The 21,756-nt window shown below is 41.7% G+C and carries 28 protein-coding genes; 4 read left to right on the forward strand and 24 right to left on the reverse strand.

The window, feature by feature from the left end:
* Positions 1-142: 142 nt before the first annotated feature.
* Both ilvN and I6E61_RS12545 read right to left on the reverse strand, forming a co-directional pair.
* On the reverse strand, positions 143-640 hold the full coding sequence (gene ilvN / locus I6E61_RS12540; RefSeq protein ID WP_197135083.1) for an acetolactate synthase small subunit: 498 nt from the start codon (positions 638-640) through the stop codon (positions 143-145).
* On the reverse strand, positions 640-2,352 hold the full coding sequence (locus I6E61_RS12545) for an acetolactate synthase 3 large subunit (protein WP_197135153.1): 1,713 nt from the start codon (positions 2,350-2,352) through the stop codon (positions 640-642). Before I6E61_RS12545 ends, ilvN begins: the two co-directional genes overlap by 1 nt.
* A 989-nt stretch (positions 2,353-3,341) precedes the next feature.
* On the opposite strand from I6E61_RS12545, the gene I6E61_RS12550 reads away from it, so the two are divergent.
* Entirely contained in the window at positions 3,342-3,842 is a 501-nt protein-coding gene (locus tag I6E61_RS12550) for a DUF4124 domain-containing protein (RefSeq protein ID WP_197135084.1), read from the forward strand.
* Positions 3,843-3,850: 8 nt separating this feature from the next.
* Here the strand turns inward: I6E61_RS12550 and I6E61_RS12555 are convergent, their stop codons facing one another.
* The gene (locus I6E61_RS12555; RefSeq protein WP_197135085.1) at positions 3,851-5,656 is read right to left on the reverse strand and encodes an NAD(P)H-hydrate dehydratase; all 1,806 of its coding nucleotides are present in this window, start codon (positions 5,654-5,656) and stop codon (positions 3,851-3,853) included.
* A 207-nt stretch (positions 5,657-5,863) separates the two neighbouring features.
* On the opposite strand from I6E61_RS12555, the gene queG reads away from it, so the two are divergent.
* Entirely contained in the window at positions 5,864-7,102 is a 1,239-nt protein-coding gene (queG, locus tag I6E61_RS12560) for a tRNA epoxyqueuosine(34) reductase QueG (RefSeq protein ID WP_197135086.1), read from the forward strand.
* An 87-nt stretch (positions 7,103-7,189) separates the two neighbouring features.
* Here queG and lysM read toward each other — a convergent pair whose 3' ends face one another.
* From lysM to I6E61_RS12590, 6 genes are all read right to left on the reverse strand, one after another.
* Positions 7,190-7,699, reverse strand: coding sequence for a peptidoglycan-binding protein LysM (gene lysM, locus I6E61_RS12565; protein ID WP_110923960.1), 510 nt, complete (start codon positions 7,697-7,699; stop codon positions 7,190-7,192).
* Positions 7,700-7,989: 290 nt separating this feature from the next.
* Positions 7,990-8,226, reverse strand: a complete 237-nt coding sequence (acpP, locus tag I6E61_RS12570; protein WP_010196746.1) for an acyl carrier protein — start codon at positions 8,224-8,226, stop codon at positions 7,990-7,992.
* Positions 8,227-8,495: 269 nt separating this feature from the next.
* Positions 8,496-9,230: a 3-oxoacyl-ACP reductase FabG gene (gene fabG, locus I6E61_RS12575; protein ID WP_320108739.1), complete on the reverse strand. Its 735-nt coding sequence runs from the start codon at positions 9,228-9,230 to the stop codon at positions 8,496-8,498.
* Positions 9,221-10,189, reverse strand: a complete 969-nt coding sequence (gene fabD, locus I6E61_RS12580) for an ACP S-malonyltransferase (RefSeq protein WP_110923958.1) — start codon at positions 10,187-10,189, stop codon at positions 9,221-9,223. The genes fabG and fabD overlap by 10 nt, the downstream gene beginning before the upstream one ends.
* Positions 10,190-10,604: 415 nt before the next feature.
* Complete coding sequence (gene rpmF, locus I6E61_RS12585; protein WP_068408434.1) at positions 10,605-10,787, reverse strand: 50S ribosomal protein L32; 183 nt, start codon at positions 10,785-10,787, stop codon at positions 10,605-10,607.
* A 336-nt stretch (positions 10,788-11,123) separates the two neighbouring features.
* A complete protein-coding gene (locus tag I6E61_RS12590; protein ID WP_197135087.1) occupies positions 11,124-11,717 on the reverse strand; it encodes a DUF177 domain-containing protein in 594 nt (197 codons plus the stop codon).
* A gap of 185 nt (positions 11,718-11,902) precedes the next feature.
* Between I6E61_RS12590 and I6E61_RS12595 the strand changes: the two genes are divergently transcribed.
* Entirely contained in the window at positions 11,903-12,649 is a 747-nt protein-coding gene (locus I6E61_RS12595; protein ID WP_197135088.1) for an elongation factor P hydroxylase, read from the forward strand.
* A 249-nt stretch (positions 12,650-12,898) separates the two neighbouring features.
* Positions 12,899-13,519 (forward strand): L-threonylcarbamoyladenylate synthase, encoded by a 621-nt coding sequence (locus I6E61_RS12600; RefSeq protein ID WP_197135089.1) that lies wholly within the window; start codon positions 12,899-12,901, stop codon positions 13,517-13,519.
* A 71-nt stretch (positions 13,520-13,590) separates the two neighbouring features.
* Here the strand turns inward: I6E61_RS12600 and rplQ are convergent, their stop codons facing one another.
* From rplQ to rplE, 15 genes are all read right to left on the reverse strand, one after another.
* The gene (rplQ, locus tag I6E61_RS12605; RefSeq protein WP_010196736.1) at positions 13,591-13,950 is read right to left on the reverse strand and encodes a 50S ribosomal protein L17; all 360 of its coding nucleotides are present in this window, start codon (positions 13,948-13,950) and stop codon (positions 13,591-13,593) included.
* Between the two features lie 19 nt (positions 13,951-13,969).
* Positions 13,970-14,977 (reverse strand): DNA-directed RNA polymerase subunit alpha, encoded by a 1,008-nt coding sequence (rpoA, locus tag I6E61_RS12610; RefSeq protein ID WP_021813386.1) that lies wholly within the window; start codon positions 14,975-14,977, stop codon positions 13,970-13,972.
* 81 nt (positions 14,978-15,058) lie between these two features.
* Entirely contained in the window at positions 15,059-15,700 is a 642-nt protein-coding gene (rpsD, locus tag I6E61_RS12615; protein WP_010196731.1) for a 30S ribosomal protein S4, read from the reverse strand.
* Positions 15,701-15,748: 48 nt separating this feature from the next.
* Positions 15,749-16,138: a 30S ribosomal protein S11 gene (gene rpsK, locus I6E61_RS12620; protein ID WP_058368279.1), complete on the reverse strand. Its 390-nt coding sequence runs from the start codon at positions 16,136-16,138 to the stop codon at positions 15,749-15,751.
* A gap of 20 nt (positions 16,139-16,158) precedes the next feature.
* Positions 16,159-16,515: a 30S ribosomal protein S13 gene (rpsM, locus tag I6E61_RS12625; protein WP_010196723.1), complete on the reverse strand. Its 357-nt coding sequence runs from the start codon at positions 16,513-16,515 to the stop codon at positions 16,159-16,161.
* A gap of 247 nt (positions 16,516-16,762) precedes the next feature.
* Positions 16,763-16,879, reverse strand: a complete 117-nt coding sequence (gene rpmJ, locus I6E61_RS12630) for a 50S ribosomal protein L36 (RefSeq protein WP_010196721.1) — start codon at positions 16,877-16,879, stop codon at positions 16,763-16,765.
* Positions 16,880-16,910: 31 nt separating this feature from the next.
* Positions 16,911-18,242 carry a preprotein translocase subunit SecY gene (gene secY, locus I6E61_RS12635; protein WP_197135154.1) on the reverse strand — a complete coding sequence of 444 codons (1,332 nt, stop codon included), beginning with the start codon at positions 18,240-18,242 and terminating at the stop codon, positions 16,911-16,913.
* Positions 18,243-18,261: 19 nt separating this feature from the next.
* Positions 18,262-18,702 (reverse strand): 50S ribosomal protein L15, encoded by a 441-nt coding sequence (gene rplO / locus I6E61_RS12640; protein WP_110923952.1) that lies wholly within the window; start codon positions 18,700-18,702, stop codon positions 18,262-18,264.
* Positions 18,702-18,881, reverse strand: a complete 180-nt coding sequence (gene rpmD / locus I6E61_RS12645; protein WP_010196714.1) for a 50S ribosomal protein L30 — start codon at positions 18,879-18,881, stop codon at positions 18,702-18,704. Before rpmD ends, rplO begins: the two co-directional genes overlap by 1 nt.
* 20 nt (positions 18,882-18,901) lie before the next feature.
* Positions 18,902-19,417 (reverse strand): 30S ribosomal protein S5, encoded by a 516-nt coding sequence (gene rpsE, locus I6E61_RS12650; RefSeq protein WP_010196711.1) that lies wholly within the window; start codon positions 19,415-19,417, stop codon positions 18,902-18,904.
* 2 nt (positions 19,418-19,419) lie between these two features.
* Positions 19,420-19,770, reverse strand: coding sequence for a 50S ribosomal protein L18 (gene rplR, locus I6E61_RS12655; RefSeq protein WP_197135090.1), 351 nt, complete (start codon positions 19,768-19,770; stop codon positions 19,420-19,422).
* An 11-nt stretch (positions 19,771-19,781) separates the two neighbouring features.
* Positions 19,782-20,315: a 50S ribosomal protein L6 gene (gene rplF / locus I6E61_RS12660; protein ID WP_197135091.1), complete on the reverse strand. Its 534-nt coding sequence runs from the start codon at positions 20,313-20,315 to the stop codon at positions 19,782-19,784.
* A gap of 174 nt (positions 20,316-20,489) precedes the next feature.
* Positions 20,490-20,888, reverse strand: coding sequence for a 30S ribosomal protein S8 (rpsH, locus tag I6E61_RS12665; protein ID WP_197135092.1), 399 nt, complete (start codon positions 20,886-20,888; stop codon positions 20,490-20,492).
* Positions 20,889-20,899: 11 nt separating this feature from the next.
* Positions 20,900-21,205 carry a 30S ribosomal protein S14 gene (rpsN, locus tag I6E61_RS12670; RefSeq protein ID WP_021813378.1) on the reverse strand — a complete coding sequence of 102 codons (306 nt, stop codon included), beginning with the start codon at positions 21,203-21,205 and terminating at the stop codon, positions 20,900-20,902.
* A 12-nt stretch (positions 21,206-21,217) separates the two neighbouring features.
* Complete coding sequence (gene rplE / locus I6E61_RS12675) at positions 21,218-21,754, reverse strand: 50S ribosomal protein L5 (protein WP_197135093.1); 537 nt, start codon at positions 21,752-21,754, stop codon at positions 21,218-21,220.
* Between the last annotated feature and the right edge of the window lie 2 nt (positions 21,755-21,756).

Here is a 21,756-nt window from a genome sequence, read left to right on the forward strand (position 1 = left end):
TTTTTCTCAATCATGGTTTGCCATGGATAGTAAACGCTTATGCAATAGCCACTATCGTAAAATGGTCACTAAGATAAGCGTTTTGTTGATTTTAAATCAATATGATTTAACTAAAACATTCTGTTATTAGAGACTCAACCGATTAAAGGCTAAGCGTCTTTTCACCGCGTGAAATACCGATGACGCCCGAGCGTACCACTTCCATGATACGTTCGCGACCAATCACATCAATAAAGCCATCAAGCTTGGCTTTGTCACCGACGATTTGAATCGTATATAAGTTAGCGTTAACGTCAACGATTTGTGCACGGAAAATATCTGCACTGCGTTTAATCTCTTCACGTACACTACCAGACGCTCGAACTTTTACTAGCATTAATTCGCGTTCAACGTGTACGTTTTCTGATAGGTTCAGCACTTTAACCACTTCAATCAATTTATGCAATTGCTTGGTGATCTGCTCAATTCTTTCAGGTGAAGTAATAGTCGTCACAGTCAGACGTGAGATACTTGGGTCATCAGTTGGCGCGACGTTTAGTGTTTCGATATTATAACCACGTTGTGAGAACAAACCGACTAAACGCGACAACGAACCCGCTTCGTTTTCCATTAATACCGAAATCAGATGTTGTTGTTGCATTAGGTACGCTCCCCTTTTGTTAACCACATATCACGCATTGTCTGTCCAGCAATTTGCATCGGATATACATGCTCATTACGATCGACATAAACGTCAATAAATACCAGCTTGTCTTTCATTGCCATCGCTTCTGCTATCTGTGCTTCCATAGTGGCAGGGTCAGTAATTTTGATACCGACGTGACCATAACTTTCGGCCAATTTAACGAAGTCTGGCAGTGAATTCATATATGACTGTGCGTGACGACCTTCATATAGCATGTCTTGCCACTGCTTAACCATACCCAACTGAGCATTGTTGATGTTCAGAATTTTGACCGGCAAGTTATATTGCAAGCAGGTCGATAGCTCTTGGATATTCATCTGAATAGAGCCTTCGCCAGTAATACAAACCACATCACGCTCAGGATTGGCAAGTTTGGCAGCCATCGCATATGGCAGACCAACACCCATGGTGCCAAGACCACCTGAGTTCAGCCATTGACGTGGCTCATTATAGGTATAGTAAAGCGCCGCAAACATCTGATGCTGACCGACGTCACTCGTGATAATAGCGTTACTGTTAGTCACTTTATCCAAGGCTTGTACGACACTTTGTGGCTTAATGCCATTGTCTGTGCTGGTGTCATAACGTAGACCATGACGCTTACGCCACTCATTAATCTGTGACCACCAGTCAAGCAATGCATGTTGCTCAAGTTGTTTGTCATCACCGATAATATCCAACATATCAGTCAATACTGATTTCACATCACCAACGATTGGAATGTGAGCAAGAATCGTTTTTGAAATCGACGCAGGATCGATATCAATATGGATAATGGTCGCATTAGGACAGAATTTTTTGACATTGTTGGTCACACGATCATCGAAACGCGCACCCACTGCCAAAATCACATCAGCATGATGCATACTCATGTTGGCTTCGTACGTGCCATGCATGCCAAGCATGCCTAAGAACTGATTATCAGAACCAGGGAACGTACCAAGACCCATCAATGTGTTGGTCACTGGTAGGTTTAGACGATGCGCAAGCTCAGTCAGCTCTTCGTGAGCTTTACTCCAGATAACACCACCACCAGCGTAGATGATAGGACGCTGTGCGGCTAGTAGCGTCTCTACAGCTTTCTTAATTTGACCACTATGGCCTTTTAATGATGGCTGATATGAGCGTATAAATACTTCTTTTGGATATTCATAAGCGAATTTTTCGCTAGGTGCCGTCATGTCTTTTGGCACATCAATTACGACAGGGCCTGGACGTCCAGACTGTGCAATATAAAAAGCCTTTTTGACAATCATTGGGATTTCGCTAGCATGGCGTACTTGGAAGCTATGCTTAACGATAGGACGTGATACACCGACCATATCTGTTTCTTGGAAAGCATCTTCACCAATGAGGCTGCTTGGCACCTGACCTGCAATTACAACCATTGGCACAGAGTCCATAAAGGCAGTAGCAATAGCTGTCACAGTATTGGTCGCACCAGGGCCTGATGTTGCTAGCACGACTCCAGTATTACCAGTCACTCGCGAATAAGCATCTGCCATGTGGCCCGCTGCTTGCTCATGACGCACCAAAATGTGCTCGATATTTTCTTGTTGGAACAAGGCATCATAGATATGAAGAACCGCACCGCCTGGATAGCCAAAGATATACTTGACACCTTCATCCGTCAGCGATTGTACTAGCATCTCAGCGCCAGACAGCATTACAGGCTGTGCACTACCTTCAGCAAGGCGTTGTTGCTTTTCTTCAAAATTTTTGGCGGCATTACCCGTTTGGGTATGTCCAGTCATATTCGGACTTTGCGTGGTTTGCGTCACTGTCATCACCTTTTTTTTTGGTAAGCAGTAGCATTAATTTATAAAAGAAAACAACGACGTTTTCACATGGTTATTCAGCTCGTAAAAATGAGTGCTAATACTTATCCATATCAAGAATGTGTGCCCGCTATATTTCAGTCATGCTGTTTTATAAGACAACATAGTACTTAAACACAGCAATATATGTAGCGTCAGCTCTGTGATAGGAGTTTATCGATATACAGTGACAAGATGCGAGTGCATCTATAAAAGAGGCTTATTATTGATGATTGATACGAACCAGTATTGATACTCGATTGATATATACGTAGGCATTGAAGTAGACAGAAAAATAACGTTCATAGCCAGTAACACATCGTAATATCATTAGATATTACAATAGGCTGAATGAAGATATCTCGTCCCTAAATCTTGAGCCGTGTTTAATACAATCGCTAAAATGATACTTAGCGCATTTCAAATAATAAGTTTATCTTAGTCATTGTAGACAGATAAGTCCGGAGACAATGTATATAGTTATTAATAGCTGTCATTCATAACGACTACTACCGTTGCTATATCATTATCACAAAGAAAAAAGAACTGTATAAGTCACTGATAAGTAACCCGTAGTTCTCGTTTTCAAGTGCCACGGCAATATCATAAAAGCCGCTCACTGACCAATCAACTGCTATTATATTCGACGGTTTGCGAGCCATTGTCAAGAAAAATTTCTAAAGCCCATCCCTAACTATTAGTTATTAAATAATATACATTCATAAGAATTATTTGCTAAAATCAAACGCTGGTACATTTTTAGTACCATTCAAACACTAAAATGTTATATTGACACATATATAAACATCTGTTTTTTACCAATTAAGAGGATTGCTACAATGGCATATGCATCTAAGATAAATACTGCTGCCAAACTGCTTGTGAGTATGAGTACGGCGTGTATGCTAATGCTGTCTATGAATGCCAGTCATGCTATTCAAGTTTATAAGTCTGTTGGTGCACACGGCGAAGTGAAATATAGCCAACATTCTCCACAGAATGGCAAAAATATCGAACTGATTGAGTTCCGTAGTGACGGCAGACAGAACAACGCAGGAAATTTAGCTGGCAAAACAGATGCCAATCAGAGTAATGCCCCTAGTGCAGAAGAACAAAGAGTGGCAGCACTTGAGACACGTATTAAAGAGCAAGAGGCACAAGCCAACGCACAGCGTTGCCAGTCACTACGCAGCAACTTGACCAATCTAAACGTTGGCGGGCGTATCTATGAAATGGATGCCAGTGGCAAACGTGAATATCTAGATGGTCGCGAGATTGAGCTAAAGCGTGAGCGCGTACAGCAAGCGATTGACCAGTATTGTGGCAATCCTACTACCTAGTCTCAACGCTAGTGATAGGTATTCATCATCAACTGCATAACATGACGAATGGCTACTGGCATATCTTGAGCCTGTAGCCCTCGTTGTCCTATCAAGAGATTACCATGATCACTCTTGCCACCATTAAATTGATTTGTCTGATTGACCAATATATCCCCTGCTAACCCATGTATGATAACCGCTTGATGCAAACTGCGCATCTCCGACTCCAAATCCTGTTGTGCTAACAAGCCAGCAACGACACCAGACAACACATCGCCCATACCAGCGGTTGCCATGCCAGCATTACCAACACCACAAACATAGACCTGTTCTTGATCTATATCAGACTCTAAAACCAAAGACCCTGCACCTTTTAGCACCCAATTGCCACCATATGTCTTCGCACATAGTTTGATGGCTGATAATCTATCTGACTCTATCTCATGTATTTTTTTATTCAGCAACTTAGCAGCTTCACCACTGTGCGGTGTTAAAAAAACCTCATTATCAGTACTATACTCTCTCAGCTGAGAAATTAACTTATCATTTTTAAGCTGTAACGATGCCAAGTGATAAAGCCCATCAGCATCTATAACTATTGGCTTTTTCGCTGTCATAGCAGCTTGTATATAATTTACGAATAATGATTGTGCTTTTTCGTCACGGCCCAACCCCATACCAATAGCTACCACACTGGCTGCCTTGATTAAATGCTGCACACCTTGGGTATCATGCAAATTGATAGTCATTGCATCTGGTAATGACGTCAATAGTGCGTTATGAAAGGCTTCGTGGCAGGCAACAGTGATTTTACCCGCTCCTGCCGCCATCGAACTTGACGCAGACAATATCGCTGCCCCGCCCATACCTTGTGAGCCATCAACACGATTACCACCGATAACCAATACGTGGCCGTAGCTCCCTTTATAGCTATTTTGGCGCCGTGGACGGAGATCTTGTCCAGCAGTAATCAATTTGGCTACTGGCTCAAACTCTACATTGCCTACCTGATAAGGTATCAGCGGTATATCGGTTACCTGCCCGCTATAATCTACCCCGTCTTTGGTATGCAATCCAAATTTCCGCGCAATCAAGCACAAAGTTTCATCCGCTTGTATCGCTATACGGTCGAACACTTCACCAGTCGAAGCTACCACACCACTTGGAATATCAACGGCAATGGCCAGCCCATTATTTTGATCAACTAATTCATTAAAAGCCCCAATTGCCTGCTTATAAATACCATAAGGTGTACGATCTAATCCTATCCCAAATAGTGCATCGATATACACATCAGCCTGTAGCGCTGTTGATCTCAAATCATTTTGGCTATCTTCAAAGCGCTCATAATTGCAATTAGCAGATCGTGCTATCTGTAAAGCCTTTTGGGCATCCTTTATTGAGCTTTTACTATTAGAAATTGCTGTTGTATCACTTTTATCAGAATTAACCTGATCAGAGTCACTATAGTTAAAGTCACTATCCTCAAAACCCACTGTGACTATCTGTACCTGCCAGCCAGCTTGCTTGAGATAGTAGGAAATCAGCCAACCATCACCGCCATTATTACCTTTGCCTACCCATATACTCACTCGATACTGGTGGTTGTGACGATGAGAGAAATTAACCGACGTTAATGACTGACGGTTTAAGTACTTTTTCTCATAAAGCTGCTCAATATTCTTCGCCATTTGCCAAGCCGCTTGTTGCATTAGTCCAAAACTATCATGACCTTCATCAAACCATGCTTGCTCCATTGCATAGAGTTGTTTACTGCTATATAGCGATATAGGATGTTTTTTATTTATGGATAAATGATTATGTATTTGCATGATTTGCCCTCAACTGTTTTTATTAGATTGTTTGATATTATTCTGAAGCCTGATGATTCCTCATTGATATGAGGACACATCCTAGCTTAGCAAAAGCCAACTTTGACTTGTGTATCAATATGAATGCGAATTTATTTTCTTTTATGCTTGCGCTATTGGCTCACTCGCTTATCATAACGGTATTCACATTAACGCTTACTATTACACATGAACAACTCATCTACACCAAGCCTACCAATATCTTCTATTAAACAAGTAGCTGGCCAACAGCGAGCCGCTGCAATTGATGATGCAGTCGCAAACAAGATTGCACTCAATAACACATCAACATTTTCTACCACAACAGACGTCAAACAATGGATCAAGACTCAAGCACAGGCACTAGGGTTTGCTGACTGCGGCTTTCTATCCGTGCACCATCCTTTGTTTGCTAAACAAATTGTACAACTGCAGCAATGGCTAGAGAAAGGTTACGAGGGACAGCTACAGTTTATGCACAGCAATCATGAGCTACGGGCGAACCCTGAGCAATTGGTCGATGGTGCAAGGACTATCATCAGCGTTCGCATGGATTACCTGACTCAAGCACCGAAACCTCGTGCTGTCACTGACAATGACATCCCCAACCAAGGTATCATTGCGCGTTATGCCAGAGGGCGTGATTATCACAAGACAATGCGTAGTCGTTTAAAGCAATTGGCATTAAAAATAGAAACAATGCTTCCTGAATGGCAACATCTCAATATTGGGTCAGAGCGAGATTTTATCTTTCGGCCATTTAGCGACTCTGCCCCTATCTTTGAGCGCCCTATCGCTGATGCTGCTGGCCTTGGCTGGACAGGTAAGCACACGCTACTTATTAATAAACAAGCAGGCTCATTTTTTGTGTTGGGCGAGCTATTTATTAGCCTTGAGTTGCCAGATGACAAACCTATCAAAGAGCATTGTGGCAGCTGTAGCGCTTGCATTGATATTTGTCCTACTCAAGCGATTGTTGCACCCTATGAGCTCAACGCTTCGGCCTGCATCTCCTACCTCACTATCGAGCATAAAGGTAGCATTGATACCAAGTACCGCCGGGCGATTGGTAATCGCGTCTTTGGTTGTGATGACTGTCAGCTTATCTGTCCTTGGAATCGATACGCCAATATCACTCCTGTAGAAGATTTCGCACCACGGCATGAACTTGATAGTAGTAGCCTACTTGAACTATGGCATTGGCAAGAAGCCGACTTTATGAAAAAGACGGAAGGCAGCCCACTCAGACGCACAGGTTATGTTAGCTTTTTACGCAATATCGCTATTGGACTTGGAAATGCCAATGCAAGTACAGATACTATTATTCAATTACAGTCAAAACTGGGTGTACACAATGAGATATTAGATGAGCATATCCTTTGGGCAATAACTGAGCAGCAAGGTAAATTAAAGGCTATTAAGTCTTAGGCTTGTATTTGTCTAAACAAAAAAATGCCTCTTATTTATAAGAGGCATTTTTGTTAGCGCATATTTTTGTACTATTCATTGCTAATATTATGGCTTAGGTATACGTAATACTTGGCCTGGATAAATTTTATCAGGGTCAGAAAGCATTGGTTTGTTCGCTTCAAAAATCTTCATGTAGTCACTTGCTGAACCATAAACATCTTTGGCAATCTTAGATAAGTTATCGCCAGACTTAACCGTATACATGGTTGACTCAGGAGCATCTTCTTCGATATCAATATTATCGATGACTTTTGCAACGTTCTGTACGTTACCAATTGCGATGATTGCTTTTTCGCGATCTGCTTGTGTTTTGGCTTTACCACTGATCTCAGCAGTATCCGTTGAGCCATTATATTTAATCTTTAGATCGCTGATATTTAGATTTTGCTGCTGAACACGACGAAGCAAGATATTAGCGACTGACTGTGCTGAAGGCTCACTACTCTGTACTGGCGTATTAGCATCTGCTTTGGTTTCTGATTTAGCATCATGCTCGGCTTCATCACGATTGAATATCTTATCACCGATGTCTTTTGCAAAACTGAACATACCCATATAATTGCTCCTTAAAATATTATTATTAATCATTATTTTCGATGACGCATAAAATCAGATAGTGAGGTAAACACCTGAATTTCGTCATACTTTATTACTGCTTACCAAGATGAGTATAGACAAAGGTAGTTGAACTGGCTAGTAATAGTATGTTGAATAATGTTGAATTGACGTAGCTTATGTTAATAAATACGATTCACTCATATGGAAAGCTCATTTTGCAAGACATAAAAAAACCGCTTATCAATTAAGATAAGCGGCAATACAAAACTTGCTAAGCTAATATAGAATTATAGCTGTGCTTGTACGTAATCAATTGCTTTTTGAACAGTCGTTAGCTCTGCTGAATCTTCATCAGGAATAGTGATGCCAAAATCGCTTTCGAATGACATAACCAATTCAACTAGATCCAATGAATCTGCACCTAAGTCTTCCATAAATGAAGCGTCGTTGCTGATTTCTTCAACGTTCATACCCAATTGCTCAGCTACTGCAGCTTTAACTCTTAGCTCGGTATCATTACTCATGTAGACTTCTCCTTTTTGATCTATTATTTTGACAAACTACTATAGTTCTATTATTAGATTCTACAGCATTGTATATAAGTGAGACTTTCAGATTAGTATCGCTATCTGAATGCTTTATAACGGATTATACGTTTTGACTAATGTCTGGTAAAGCTCTGCTATCATACAGTGCTTTGGCCTAAAAGTGTCCGTCATTATAGCACTCTTTATTATAGTTTACACTCGTTCACACAGTTTTTTATTATCACTATGTAACACTTGTGCGTCACTTACATATACATGCCGCCATTGACAGGAATAACAGCGCCTGTGATATAGCTGGCCTCATCGCTGGCCAAGAAATGCACTGCTGCTGCAATGTCTTCTGGCTGACCTAAACGGCTAATAGGGACAGCATCTAACATCGAGTTTAGCAGACGCTCATCAAGCTCATCCGTCATGTCTGTTTCAATCAAACCCGGAGCGACACAGTTGATAGTTACTTGGCGTGAGCCAATTTCACGTGCTAGGGTACGGCTAAACCCTTCTACGCCTGCTTTGGTTGCAGCGTAGTTAGATTGGCCTGCATTGCCCATTTGCGCGACTACAGAGGTAATATTGATGATGCGACCACGGCGTGCTTTCATCATACCGCGTACAGCGCGTTTGCTCATGCGATATACTGACGTTAGATTGGTGTCAATGACATTACTCCAATCGTCATCTTTCATGCGCATTAGCAAACCATCTTGAGTGATACCGGCATTATTGACTAGCACCTGTACCGCACCATAAACGCTTTCAATCTCTTCAAACAGCTTATCAACTTGCGCCGTATCACGTACATCTAAAACTCGGCCTATACCACCACTATCATGAAGATAGTCATCGATAAGCTCAGCGCCTTTTTCAGTCGTCGCTGTACCAATGACAAAATGCCCTTCTTTGGCAAAACGTTTAGCAACGGCTTTACCAATGCCACGGCTCGCTCCTGTTACTAATGTAATCGTACGGCTCATGATAATAACTCCATTAATTTCTCAAGGCGGGCAGGTTTGTCAGTAGGATAGCTGGTAATTGGCTGGGCTTGACGCTTCGCCAAATTACTCAATACATTACCACTGCCACACTCGATTAAAATATTAATTTGCTTGTCAGCCAGCTCTTGCATGGTTTTTGACCATAATACAGGTTGGCTTAACTGTTCAGTCAATGCTTGCTTGATACCCAACGCACTGGTTTCGACACGTGCATGACGATTTTGAATAACAGGAATCGTGGCTTGCTCAAATTTGATGTCTGCCAAAATTTCAGCCAAAGCACTACTCGCTGGCTCCATTAGTGCGCAATGCGATGGAACACTAACCTTTAGCGGAACAGATTTCTTACCGGTATTTTTTACTTTATCAATAACAGCATTAACGCCATCGGCATTGCCTGAGATAACGACTTGCCCTGGGCTATTAAAGTTGGCTGCACCAACAATCGCGCCATCAACATGTTCAGTCGCTTGCTCACATAAATTTTCGACCCGATTGTCTTCCAGACCTAATACTGCTGCCATCGCTGTATCAATCCCTACAACAGCCTCTTGCATTAACTGACCACGTTTATGAACCAGTCTTACTGCATCAGCAAGCGATATCACATCAGCTGCACAGAGCGCACTATACTCACCTAGAGAGTGCCCTGCTAAATAACAAGGCTCTGTGACTACTTTCTGTTTCAAGATTCGCCAGATAGCTATGCTAGCAGTCAGTAATGCTGGCTGAGTATAGTGGGTTTGATTGAGTTTTTCTTCATCCTGACAGATTGCCCATAAGTCTTCACCAAGTGCGTCACTTGCTTCAGCGAAAGTATCACGAATCTCTGGATAGGTTTCAGCAAGCTCACTCGTCATACCAACGACTTGTGATCCTTGACCAGGGAAAATTACCGCGATCCGCGAAGGCTGCTTTTTTGCCATATCGGGTACAGAGGCCATAACCAATATTCCTTATTCAATTGGAAACATCCCTAAAAATAATGGGAGTTGTTATATTATTAGGTACGACACAGAGCCGTTGCGTTCGTTATTTTTATAAAAATTAGCTGTTAGTGAACTATACACTGACAGGCTCTATTATCATAGTGAGTGCCACCTAAACTGGTGTAGCAGAGAATATCACTAAAATTGTAATAATAGATTGTATCAGTTCACTTTCATATTTGCTAAAGGCTAAAAATAAAATATTTATTTTAAAAAACCATAGCAAAAAGCCAAGTTATCTAGCCACATAATATATGATAGCGAAATAACTTGGCTTTCTTTAGCTCAAAACTCATTGCTTGATACAGCTATGCAAAAGCAATAATAGTCACCAGTACTATGACTACTTTTGCATTAGCTAACAAACAACTTAGGCGTCTTGACTTACCTTGAACAACTGACGACCACGGTAAAAACCATCTTTAGTCATGTGATGACGACGATGTTTTTCACCAGTAGTAGCATCAATGCTCAGCTCAGCCACTTCCATACGATGGTGTGAACGGCGCATGTCACGACGAGAACGGCTTTTACGACTTTTTTGAACAGCCATGATATAGCTCCTATACTTAAAAGGGATAAGCTTGAAATTCAGCTTTAATCGATACTGACAGAGGCCATATAATCACAACAACCTAAGTCTTACGCATCATTAGTTAAATAGATTGCCACTCACATAAAATGCTAACTATGTCTAAAATCTATAGTAAATTTGCATAGTCAGCTTCTATCAGCAAGCAACTTGTTGCTAGAATGCAATAAACCGGACATTATACGCATGTTTAATGGATTAATAAAGCCCTGCATCTCACTCTTCTGTAGAAAGCTGATGAAAGGTATCACAAATTCATTAAGTAGTACATTTATATGTGAATTGCTTTTAATGAAACTACAACTTGCCTTTTAGCGAGGCTAAAGCGGCAAAAGGATTTTCTGTTTCTTCTTCTTCTGGAATCTCACCAAACTGCTCTACCGTCATCTCACAGTCATCATGCTTTGGTGACATTGGCGTCTTGAGTAGTATCTCGTCTTCAACCAATTTCTTGAATGGCAATAGCTTCTCTGGTGATTGCTCTGTAATGATTTCATCAAGTAATAAATAATCTTGCTCTTCATTCACTAAGCGTACTTGGCCCTCTTTTTCGAGCAAAGCAATATTAAAATCGTCAGACAAATCGATAGACACTGGCTGCAGACAGCGCTGACAAGTTAGCCAAACCTGACCAGTCAATGTAAATGCCAAATGTAAGACATTATTACGGCGATACAAGCTAGCACTGAGCTGTATTTTCTCTTGCTCGTGTTCGGTAGCTAAGATAAGCGCTAGACGTTTAAAAGCACTTGGCTCTACTTCTCCTGACCATTCATAGCCAGTGTCTGCCCACTTATCTAAGGAAATAGACTCGGGCATGCTGGTAGATAACGGCACTTTTTTGTTATCAGTATGCATTGCTGACGGTTTACTTTCTGGAGTGCTTGACATGCGCGGCCTCATTCATCAAAACGGTGTATAATATTGCCTGCCATACTAACGGAAAGCATTGAATGACGCTAGCGCTAGTATGTTAATATTTTTGATATTGGCACGATTTAACATGACCTGTTCTTCGCCTTTATACTAAGGTGATAGTTTTCATTTTTACCATTTATCTGACCAGTATTTCACTTATGAATTCGTTTAACAATAAAATTGACTTTGCTAACTTACTCTCATCCTCTAAAGCAAAAATACTACTGAAATGTCTTACCGAGTTGGCCAGTGATATGAACTCCACTTCTACCGATTCATCAAATCTTGAGAAGAATAGAGCGTTAGAGCGCCTGAGAAATGAATGGCAATGCTTATCTACTACCGAAACTGACGATAACGACCAACAATTAGCTGATAATAATGAGCGAGTAGCTACCGACTGGCTGATTCAATTATTCAATACTGTATTCGCCGATCAAAAGGTCATATTGGTTCGTAGTGAAGGTGAACCCGAATACTTTCCTGCCCAAAACAATGAACCCGCGAGAATTGAATTTGCTCATGGTTTTTTTGCCAGTGCATTGCATGAAATCAGCCACTGGTGTGTGGCCGGAGAAGCTCGTAGAAGGTTGCCAGACTTTGGCTACTGGTATGCACCAGATGGACGATCAGCAGCGCAGCAGCAGTCTTTTGAGCGTGTCGAAATTAAGCCGCAAGCATTGGAATGTTTATTTACCTTAGGTTGCGGACGACCTTTTCAAGTATCGCAGGACAATTTATTTGCGGAATTTGATACGAGCGATAGCACCTTCGAACATGATGTTTATCAACAAGCAAAACAGTACATTACTAAGCCTCAGACACTACCGCGCGATGCTAAAAAATTATTGCTTACTTTACTTGAGGTTTCCACACACAATTCTATTAAACCAATGGCAATATAACTTCCAACGATATGATTTTTTATAACTTAAATGGTTAAGGATCTTATACGAACAATAACGCCTTGCCACTAAAGTTACACGTCCTATGCGCTATACTAATAGTCAACTCCATGTTTTGAGCTAGTATATTTGATTAACGTTTAAAATATACTTTATGAATTATTCTCTGTATTAAACAGCTTTAACTCCGCCACCAAAACACTTATTTAAATGAAGAAAAACCTCATAATTATAAGATAAGGAAGCATTATGCAAGTATTCTATATTCACCCAGACAATCCACAGCCACGATTGATTGAGCAAGTAGCTGACCTGCTACGTAAAGATCAACTAATCATCTACCCTACCGATACCAGCTATGCTTTTGGTTGTCGTTTGGGTGCGAAGGATGCGTTAGAAAAACTTAAACAAATTCGTGAGCTTGATGATAAACACCAGTTTACCTTACTATGCCGCGACTTAAGTGAGATTGCTAATTACGCTACAGTAGATAATGTACAGTTTAAACAGCTAAAAGCACATACCCCAGCACCCATTACCTTTATCCTAAATGCTACGAAAGATGTACCAAAGAAGCTGTCTCACGCCAAGAAAAAATCCATCGGCATCCGAGTACCAAGTAACGCTATTGCTCAAGCACTTCTAGAAGCTATGGATGAACCCATTTTAACCAGCTCATTAATATTACCTAACCGTGATGACATACTTGACGATCCATTCGAGATTGAAGACATCTTAGGCAATCAAATTGATGGTCTGATCAATGCAGGTATAAAAACAACCAAGCTAACGACCATTGTAGATATGACCAGCAGCCAACCTGAAATCATCAGACAAGGTGCTGCTGATGTTGACTCGCTACTACTATAGTCAAAAATTTGGCATAAAAAAAAGCTCCAATTAATTGGAGCTTTTTTATCAATCATATATTCAGTATACAACTAGTCACGATCAACTAGTTCTACATATGCCATTGGCGCATTGTCACCATCACGATGACCGCATTTTACGATACGCAAATAACCACCTGGACGGGTCTGGTAACGAGGACCTAACGTGCCAAATAATTTGCCTACCATAGCTTTGCTACGCATACGGCTGAATGCTAAACGACGGTTAGCAACGCTGTCTTCTTTAGCCATAGTGATCAATGGCTCGGCAACGCGACGTAGTTCTTTAGCTTTTGGTAAAGTTGTTTTGATCAGTTCATGCTCAAATAATGAGTTAGTCATGTTCTGAAACATTGCCTTACGATGACTGCCGGTACGACCCAGCTTGACTCCACTCTTACGATGGCGCATAGTCAAAAATCCTTAAAGTTTAACGGCTACGATAAGAAAAGCGATCATCAACACGTAAATCAGCTGGTGGCCAGTTATCTAGGCGCATACCGAGCTCTAAATCTTTAGACGCTAAAACGTCTTTGATTTCCGTTAATGATTTCTTACCAAGATTTGGGGTTTTTAGAAGTTCAGTCTCTGAACGTTGTACCAAATCACCGATATAGTAAATGTTTTCAGCTTTCAAGCAGTTGGCTGAGCGAACCGTTAGTTCAAGATCGTCCACAGGGCGTAATAGCACCGGATCAACCTCTTCTTTCTCTTTCACAGGCTCAGGCGCTTCTTCAGCTTCTAGGTCAACAAAGATAGAAATCTGTTGTTGTAAAATAGTGGCTGCTTTACGAATTGCTTCTTCTGGATCTATAGTGCCATTAGTTTCAAGCTCAATGATAAGACGATCAAGATCAGTACGCTGCTCTACACGAGCGTTCTCAACCTGATAAGCAACACGAAGCACAGGACTAAAACTTGCATCAAGCTTTAAGCGTCCAATTGCTTTAGTATCACCATCTTCACGGCGCTGGTTTGCTGGCTCATATCCACGACCCATTACTACGCGCAAACGCATCTTAAGATGACCACGATCACTCAATGTACCCAATACCAATTCTGGATTGATGATGTCAACATTGTGCGGTAACGCGATATCTGCAGCAGTAATAGTGCCTGGACCTTGTTTATCCAAGGTCAAAAATACTTCATTTTGGTCATGAAGCGTAATTGCCAAGCCTTTTAAGTTCAAAAGCAAGTCAAGTACATCTTCTTGTAGTCCTTCAAGCGTAGAGTATTCATGGTCAACACCATCAATCTCAGCTTCAATGACTGCAGCACCAGGTAATGAAGATAACAAGATACGACGTAAGGCATTACCTAGGGTATGCCCAAAGCCGCGTTCTAACGGTTCGAGCGTGACTTTCGCAATCGTTTCATTAACCGTATCCACATTAATGGCATTCGGCGTTAGAAACTCAGTTGCATTTAGCATCATGATGTCACCTCGATTTATTAAACTGGTTTAATTAACGTTAATTGCTCAATGCCATTTTCATGACATCGAGCAGTACGTCATTTACTTAGAGTATAGCTCAACGATCAAGCTTTCGTTGATTTCAGCAGGTAGATCAATACGATCAGGTGCTTGTTTAAAAGTACCTTGTAGTTTGCTGTGATCAACATCTAGCCATTCTGGAATACCACGTTGGGTCGCTAGTTCAATAGCGTTTTTAATACGTAGTTGTTCGCGAGACTTCTCTTGGATAGCGATGACATCACCATCTTGAAGCTGAATTGATGGAATGTTCACACGAACAAACTCATCACGGCCAGCTTTTTTTACCATAACAGTACGATGACTGACTAGCTGACGTGCTTCTGCGCGAGTTGAGCCAAAGCCCATGCGATATACAACGTTATCTAGACGGCTCTCAAGCATGGCTAGTAGGTTTTCACCTGTAGCACCGCGCTTACGAGCAGCTTCTTTATAGTAATTAGCGAATTGACGCTCTAGTACACCATAAATACGCTTAACTTTCTGCTTTTCACGCAGCTGTAGAGCATATTCAGAGGTCTTGTTACGGCTTACGCCATGTTGACCTGGTGGACGACCAGCTTTTTTCGTTTTTACGTCGTATGGTTTAACGCCAGACTTAAGGCCTAAATCCGTACCTTCACGACGTGATAATTTGAGTTTTGGTCCAATATAGCGGGCCATTGTTATGTCTCCTATAAGCTTTTAATATAAAAAGCTTCGTCTTTAATATTAGACGCGGCGCTTTTTCGGCGCACGGCAACCATTGTGTGGGATTGGGGTTACATCAGAGATGCTGTTAACTTTATAACCCAATGCACCTAGTGCTCTTACCGCAGACTCACGACCCGGTCCTGGTCCTTTGACCAAAACATCGATATTCTTAACACCATATTCTTGGGCCGCTTTACCAGCGACTTCAGCTGCAACCTGAGCTGCAAATGGTGTAGATTTACGTGAACCACGGAAGCCTTGTCCACCTGAAGTGGCCCAAGCCAATGCATTACCCTGACGATCGGTAATCGTAACAATGGTGTTATTAAAAGACGCATGGATATGGGCTACGCCCTCCGATACTGAACGACGAGTCACCTTTTTGCGACTACGAGTGTCTTTTGCCATCTTTTAGCTTCCTAAGTTAATTATCTTTTGAGAGGACGTGTCGGACCCTTGCGAGTACGAGCGTTGTTCTTGGTGTTCTGACCTCTAACTGGTAGGTTACGACGATGGCGGATGCCACGGTAACAACCAAGATCAACTAAACGCTTAATATTCATTGAAACTTCACGACGAAGGTCACCTTCAGTCATGTAATTTGCAATTTGTGCACGGATAGCATCTAACTGTGTATCATCTAACTGACTAACTTTAGTAGTAGGGGCAATGCCAACTGCTTCTAAGATTTTCTGAGCAGTGGTACGACCTACACCAAAGATGTAAGTTAGTGAAATAACAGCATGCTTATTATCCGGAATGTTTACGCCGGCAATACGAGCCATTGATTTCTCTCCATTAAAGAAAAATAAGCGTTATCTTACGATAAGGCGTTACTTTTCAGATTTGTTGCTGTTAATACTAGAGCTTTTATAGTCATTATCGATGCTTTGACTATAAGTCTGCTCATCGATTCTATTATAAAAGATTTTGTATAAACACGGCAAGTGGCGGATGATATCGCATCCGCCGTTATTTTTCAAGTATTAATTTAAATAGTAACAAAAACCTAAGGCTTTATGATACTAAGTATTAACCCTGACGTTGCTTGTGGCGAGGTTCTGCTGTACAAATAATATGTACACGGCCTTTACGGCGCACAACTTTACAGCTACCACAAATCTTTTTAACTGATGCTTGAACTTTCATAGCATGCTCCTTGAAATATCGTACCGCTCATTTAAGATTGAGTGGGCGATTGAATTAACGTCTGATCATGATATTGATGGGTCATCAAATGCGCTTGAATCTGCGAGATGAAGTCCATTACCACAACCACCATAATCAGTAAAGACGTACCACCGAGTTGAAACGGCACACCAAACGATGACTGGACGACCATTGGCATTAAACAAATAACCGTCATATACATCGCGCCAATAAAGGTCAATCGGTTTAATACATGATCGAGGTAACGCTGAGTTTGTTGTCCGGGGCGAATACCTGGGATATACGCACCACTACGTTTAAGGTTTTCAGCTACTTCACGTGGGCTAAATACTAGCGCCGTATAAAAATAGCAGAAGAAAATAATCATTGCACCAAACAATACTAAATACAACGGCTGCCCTGGAGACAACACCAATGCCATATTCTGTAATATTTTTTGTGTAAAGGTGGGATCAGTTGATTGACCAACCCACTGCCCTAAACTTGCTGGAAACAACAATAAAGAACTCGCAAAGATAGCAGGAATAACCCCTGCCATATTTAGCTTCAACGGCAAATGTGATTGCTGCTGAGCATAAATCTTACGACCCTGTTGCTGTTTTTGTGCGTAGTTTACGGGAACACGGCGTTGGGCACGTTCAATATAAACGATACCAGCAGTAACCGCGATGCCTAATATCACAAAAATAAATAGTACAATCAAGTTCATCTGACCTTGATTGACCTGTTCGATAGACTGCGAAATCATACCTGGCGTACCAGCCACAATACTCGCAAAAATGAGCATTGAGATACCGTTACCTACACCACGCTCTGTAATCTGCTCACCAAGCCACATTAAAAACATAGCGCCTGCTACTAAAGAAGTAACAGCTGGAATATAAAAAGTAAGACCAGAAGATAAGGTAAGATTTTGACTGATTAAGCCAGCACACATTCCTAATGACTGTACTAGAGCTAAAGCAAGTGTTCCCTGACGGGTATACTTGTTTAGCTTACGTCGTCCCGCTTCGCCTTCTTTTTTGAGGGCTTCAAGCGATGGCAATACCGCAGACATCATCTGTACAATAATCGATGCTGAAATATATGGCATAATACCAAGTGCCATAATGGACATACGCTCTAGTGCACCACCTGAGAACATATTAAACATGCTCAGAATGGTGTTTTCGTTGCGCGAAAACAGATCAGCCAAATTAACCGGATTAATACCCGGTACGGGAATATGTGACCCTAAACGATAAACAATCAATGCGCCGATTAAGAATAATAAACGCGTCCATAATTCGTCATACTTGCGTATAAATGCAAATGGATTGAGCGGGATACCAGTCGATGACATTGATTGTTTTGACACGTTATTACTCCTCGATGCTACCACCAGCAGCTTCGATTGCTAGCTTAGCGCCTTTAGTCACTTTGATACCTTTAAAAGTATAAGCTTTAGTGACTTCGCCTGATAACATAACACGGGCACGCTTCATATCATGACGGATAAGGTTAGCAGCTTTAAGTGTTTCAATGCTAACAACATCGCCTTCAATTTGGTTAAGTTCAGACAGACGTACTTCAGCTGTCTTCATTGCCATTTTACTGGTAAAACCAAATTTAGGTAGACGACGATATAAAGGCATTTGACCACCTTCAAATCCTGAGCGTACGCTAGAACCTGAACGAGATTTCTGACCTTTTACACCACGACCACCAGTCTTACCAAGACCTGAACCGATACCACGACCACGACGTTGTGCAGTTTTCTTTGCACCAACACCTGGTGATAATTCATTTAATCTAAGACCCATTACGCTTCCTCCACTTTTACCATGTAGTTAACGCGATTTACCATACCACGAGTTGAAGGAGTATCTTCTACTTCAACAGTATGATTAATACGGCGTAAACCCAATCCTTTCAAGCTCGCTTTGTGGCTCTTTAGGCGATGGGCACCCGATTTAAATTGAGTGACTTTCATTTTTTTCATCGTAACTCACCTAGTCTAAGTTAACCCAAGATTTCGTCTACAGATTTACCACGTTTAGCTGCCATCTTCTCTGGAGTTGACATATCACGTAAACCGTTAAACGTTGCGCGAACAACGTTAGCAGTATTGGTAGAACCATAACATTTAGTCAAAACATCTTTGACACCAGCAACTTCTAACACAGCACGCATTGCGCCACCAGCAATTACGCCAGTACCTTCAGATGCAGGCTGCATGTAGACTTTACTAGCACCATGACGTGCTTTGATCGGATGATACAAAGTTGCATCATTTAGTTCAACAGTAATCATATTGCGTTTAGCAGCTTCTAGTGCCTTTTGGATAGCAGCTGGCACTTCACGTGCTTTACCGCGACCAAAACCAACACGACCGTTGCCATCACCCACTACAGTCAATGCAGTGAAAGAGAAAATACGACCACCTTTAACAACTTTTGCAACGCGATCAACGGTAACTAAGCGTTCTACTAGACCGTCAGTCTGTTCATTTTTATCATTTTTATCATTTCTAGCCATGATTAAAACTCCAATCCGTTCTCGCGAGCTGCTTCTGCTAAAGCTTTAACTCGACCATGATATTTGAAACCACTACGGTCAAAGGCAACCTTTGTAATACCAGCTGCTTTTGCGCGTTCTGCGATCATTTGGCCCACAGACGTTGCTGAATCAGCATTACCAGTAGCGCCTGAGCGCAAGCTGGCGTCTAAGGTAGATGCCTGAGCAATCACTTCACCACCGTTCGGAGAGATAATCTGGGCATAAATATGTTTCGACGTGCGGTTAACCGTTAGACGATGTGCGCCTAAGAAACGGATATGCGCGCGGGTTTTCTTAGCTCGACGCAGACGAGCTGCTTTTTTATCAAACATTTCAACTCACCTTATTTTTTCTTGGCTTCTTTGCGAATCACATGCTCGTCACTATAACGAATACCTTTACCTTTATAAGGCTCAGGTGGGCGGAAACCACGGATATTAGCCGCTGCTTGACCAAGCTGCTGTTTATTGATTGACTTCAAAACAATTTCAGTTTGCGTTGGGGTTTCAGCTGACACACCTTCAGGTAACGTATACTCTACTGGATGAGAGTAACCAACGTTCAAAGTTACTTTGTTGCCAGTAACTTGTGCGCGGTAACCAACACCAATTAACTGAAGACGTTTTTCAAAGCCTTCATTCACGCCTGTAACATAGTTGTTAAGCAGAGCGCGCATGGTGCCAGTATGCATCATAGCTTCTTTTGAATCGACTGTAGGTGAGAAAATGATAGCATCATCTTCCTGTTTCAGCTCGACCAATGCATGCAGGCGTAAAGACAAATTGCCGTTCTTGCCTTTAACTTCGACCTGCCGATCGTTCAAAGTAACGCTTACGCCGTTTGGCAGCGTCACTGGGGCTTTAGCCACACGAGACATAGGAATATTCCTTAAAAAATTAACTTCTTTATATTAGCGAAAAAACTAACAGGCTAAAAAGCGTGTTAGTTTAGCATAGTTGACTACGTTAGACACCTACCAATGTTAAATAATTCATCATTACCATATTGATAGAAGCCTAACAGTATCAAATAGACTTTATCGTCGTGTAACTTACGCTACAAATGCGACGATTTCACCACCGATACCAGCAGCGCGTGCAGCACGATCGCTCATGATACCTTGGCTAGTTGATACAATAGCAACACCCATACCTTGCTTAACAGTAGGGATAGCGTCTTTACCGCGGAACTGGCGTAAACCAGGACGGCTAAAACGTTGAATAGTTTCGATGACAGCACGGCCTTCGAAGTATTTTAGTTCAATAGTAAGGGTTGCTTTGTTGTTTGCTTCTTCAGCAACAACAGCGCTAGCCACATAACCTTCGCTAACTAGCAAATCAGCAATTGATTTACGTAATTTAGAGCTCGGCATTGCTACCGATACTTTGTTAGCCATTTGTGCGTTACGAATACGGGTTAGCATATCCCCAACGGTATCTTGCATACTCATATAGTTACTCCTTACCAGCTTGCTTTACGAACACCAGGCACATCGCCTTGCATGACACGCTCACGCAGCATATTGCGTGATAAGCCAAACTTGCGGAAGTAACCGTGAGGACGACCGGTGATAGCACAACGATTGCGCAGACGTACTGGTGATGAATTACGTGGAAGAGCTTGTAGCTCTAACATCGCTTCCATACGAGTTTCGTCACTTGCAGTCATATCACTGATAGTTTCTTTTAGCTTGATACGCTTATCAGCGTACTTAGCAACCATTTTTTCGCGCTTCAATTCGCGGTTAATCATGCTCTTCTTTGCCATAACGTCTTTACCTTATTTAAATGGGAAGCCGAATGCTTTAAGCAACGCACGACCTTCTTCATCAGATTGAGCTGACGTGGTGATTGTCACATCCATACCGCGGATACGATCAATCTTGTCAAAGTCTACTTCTGGGAATACGATTTGTTCTTTGATACCCAATGAGTAGTTACCACGTCCGTCAAAAGCTTTAGGTGAAAAACCGCGGAAATCACGAATACGAGGAATTGCAATGGCAACGAGACGATCTAAAAATTCGTACATTTGCTCACCGCGTAGCGTTACTTTACAGCCAATTGGCCATTCTTCACGAATCTTAAAGCCAGCAACTGATTTACGCGCTTTGGTGACAACAGGTTTTTGACCAGCAATAGCAGTCATATCAGCCACAGCACCTTCAAGCAATTTCTTGTCTTGAGACGCGCCGCCTACACCCATGTTAAGTGTGATTTTAGTGATTTTAGGCACTTGCATCACGTTAGCCAAACCAAGCTCTTCTTTGATTTGCTGCTTTAATTTATCGTTATATAAAGATTTTAATCTTGCCATTA

Source organism: Psychrobacter sp. NZS113, assembly GCF_015864825.1.
Taxonomy (GTDB): domain Bacteria; phylum Pseudomonadota; class Gammaproteobacteria; order Pseudomonadales; family Moraxellaceae; genus Psychrobacter.

What these genes read in the sequence shown, in the direction of transcription:
- ilvN (WP_197135083.1), bottom strand. Translation starts at nt 640, where the DNA reads ATGCAACAACAACATCTGATTTCGGTATTAATGGAAAACGAAGCGGGT.
- I6E61_RS12545 (WP_197135153.1), bottom strand. Translation starts at nt 2,352, where the DNA reads ATGCTGTCTGGCGCTGAGATGCTAGTACAATCGCTGACGGATGAAGGT.
- I6E61_RS12550 (WP_197135084.1), top strand. Translation starts at nt 3,342, where the DNA reads ATGGCATATGCATCTAAGATAAATACTGCTGCCAAACTGCTTGTGAGT.
- I6E61_RS12555 (WP_197135085.1), bottom strand. Translation starts at nt 5,656, where the DNA reads ATGCAAATACATAATCATTTATCCATAAATAAAAAACATCCTATATCG.
- queG (WP_197135086.1), top strand. Translation starts at nt 5,864, where the DNA reads ATGAACAACTCATCTACACCAAGCCTACCAATATCTTCTATTAAACAA.
- lysM (WP_110923960.1), bottom strand. Translation starts at nt 7,699, where the DNA reads ATGGGTATGTTCAGTTTTGCAAAAGACATCGGTGATAAGATATTCAAT.
- acpP (WP_010196746.1), bottom strand. Translation starts at nt 8,226, where the DNA reads ATGAGTAATGATACCGAGCTAAGAGTTAAAGCTGCAGTAGCTGAGCAA.
- fabD (WP_110923958.1), bottom strand. Translation starts at nt 10,189, where the DNA reads ATGGCCTCTGTACCCGATATGGCAAAAAAGCAGCCTTCGCGGATCGCG.
- rpmF (WP_068408434.1), bottom strand. Translation starts at nt 10,787, where the DNA reads ATGGCTGTTCAAAAAAGTCGTAAAAGCCGTTCTCGTCGTGACATGCGC.
- I6E61_RS12590 (WP_197135087.1), bottom strand. Translation starts at nt 11,717, where the DNA reads ATGTCAAGCACTCCAGAAAGTAAACCGTCAGCAATGCATACTGATAAC.
- I6E61_RS12595 (WP_197135088.1), top strand. Translation starts at nt 11,903, where the DNA reads ATGAATTCGTTTAACAATAAAATTGACTTTGCTAACTTACTCTCATCC.
- I6E61_RS12600 (WP_197135089.1), top strand. Translation starts at nt 12,899, where the DNA reads ATGCAAGTATTCTATATTCACCCAGACAATCCACAGCCACGATTGATT.
- rplQ (WP_010196736.1), bottom strand. Translation starts at nt 13,950, where the DNA reads ATGCGCCATCGTAAGAGTGGAGTCAAGCTGGGTCGTACCGGCAGTCAT.
- rpoA (WP_021813386.1), bottom strand. Translation starts at nt 14,977, where the DNA reads ATGATGCTAAATGCAACTGAGTTTCTAACGCCGAATGCCATTAATGTG.
- rpsD (WP_010196731.1), bottom strand. Translation starts at nt 15,700, where the DNA reads ATGGCCCGCTATATTGGACCAAAACTCAAATTATCACGTCGTGAAGGT.
- rpsK (WP_058368279.1), bottom strand. Translation starts at nt 16,138, where the DNA reads ATGGCAAAAGACACTCGTAGTCGCAAAAAGGTGACTCGTCGTTCAGTA.
- rpsM (WP_010196723.1), bottom strand. Translation starts at nt 16,515, where the DNA reads ATGGCTCGTATTGCCGGCGTAAACATTCCGGATAATAAGCATGCTGTT.
- rpmJ (WP_010196721.1), bottom strand. Translation starts at nt 16,879, where the DNA reads ATGAAAGTTCAAGCATCAGTTAAAAAGATTTGTGGTAGCTGTAAAGTT.
- secY (WP_197135154.1), bottom strand. Translation starts at nt 18,242, where the DNA reads ATGTCATCGACTGGTATCCCGCTCAATCCATTTGCATTTATACGCAAG.
- rplO (WP_110923952.1), bottom strand. Translation starts at nt 18,702, where the DNA reads ATGGGTCTTAGATTAAATGAATTATCACCAGGTGTTGGTGCAAAGAAA.
- rpmD (WP_010196714.1), bottom strand. Translation starts at nt 18,881, where the DNA reads ATGAAAAAAATGAAAGTCACTCAATTTAAATCGGGTGCCCATCGCCTA.
- rpsE (WP_010196711.1), bottom strand. Translation starts at nt 19,417, where the DNA reads ATGGCTAGAAATGATAAAAATGATAAAAATGAACAGACTGACGGTCTA.
- rplR (WP_197135090.1), bottom strand. Translation starts at nt 19,770, where the DNA reads ATGTTTGATAAAAAAGCAGCTCGTCTGCGTCGAGCTAAGAAAACCCGC.
- rplF (WP_197135091.1), bottom strand. Translation starts at nt 20,315, where the DNA reads ATGTCTCGTGTGGCTAAAGCCCCAGTGACGCTGCCAAACGGCGTAAGC.
- rpsH (WP_197135092.1), bottom strand. Translation starts at nt 20,888, where the DNA reads ATGAGTATGCAAGATACCGTTGGGGATATGCTAACCCGTATTCGTAAC.
- rpsN (WP_021813378.1), bottom strand. Translation starts at nt 21,205, where the DNA reads ATGGCAAAGAAGAGCATGATTAACCGCGAATTGAAGCGCGAAAAAATG.
- rplE (WP_197135093.1), bottom strand. Translation starts at nt 21,754, where the DNA reads ATGGCAAGATTAAAATCTTTATATAACGATAAATTAAAGCAGCAAATC.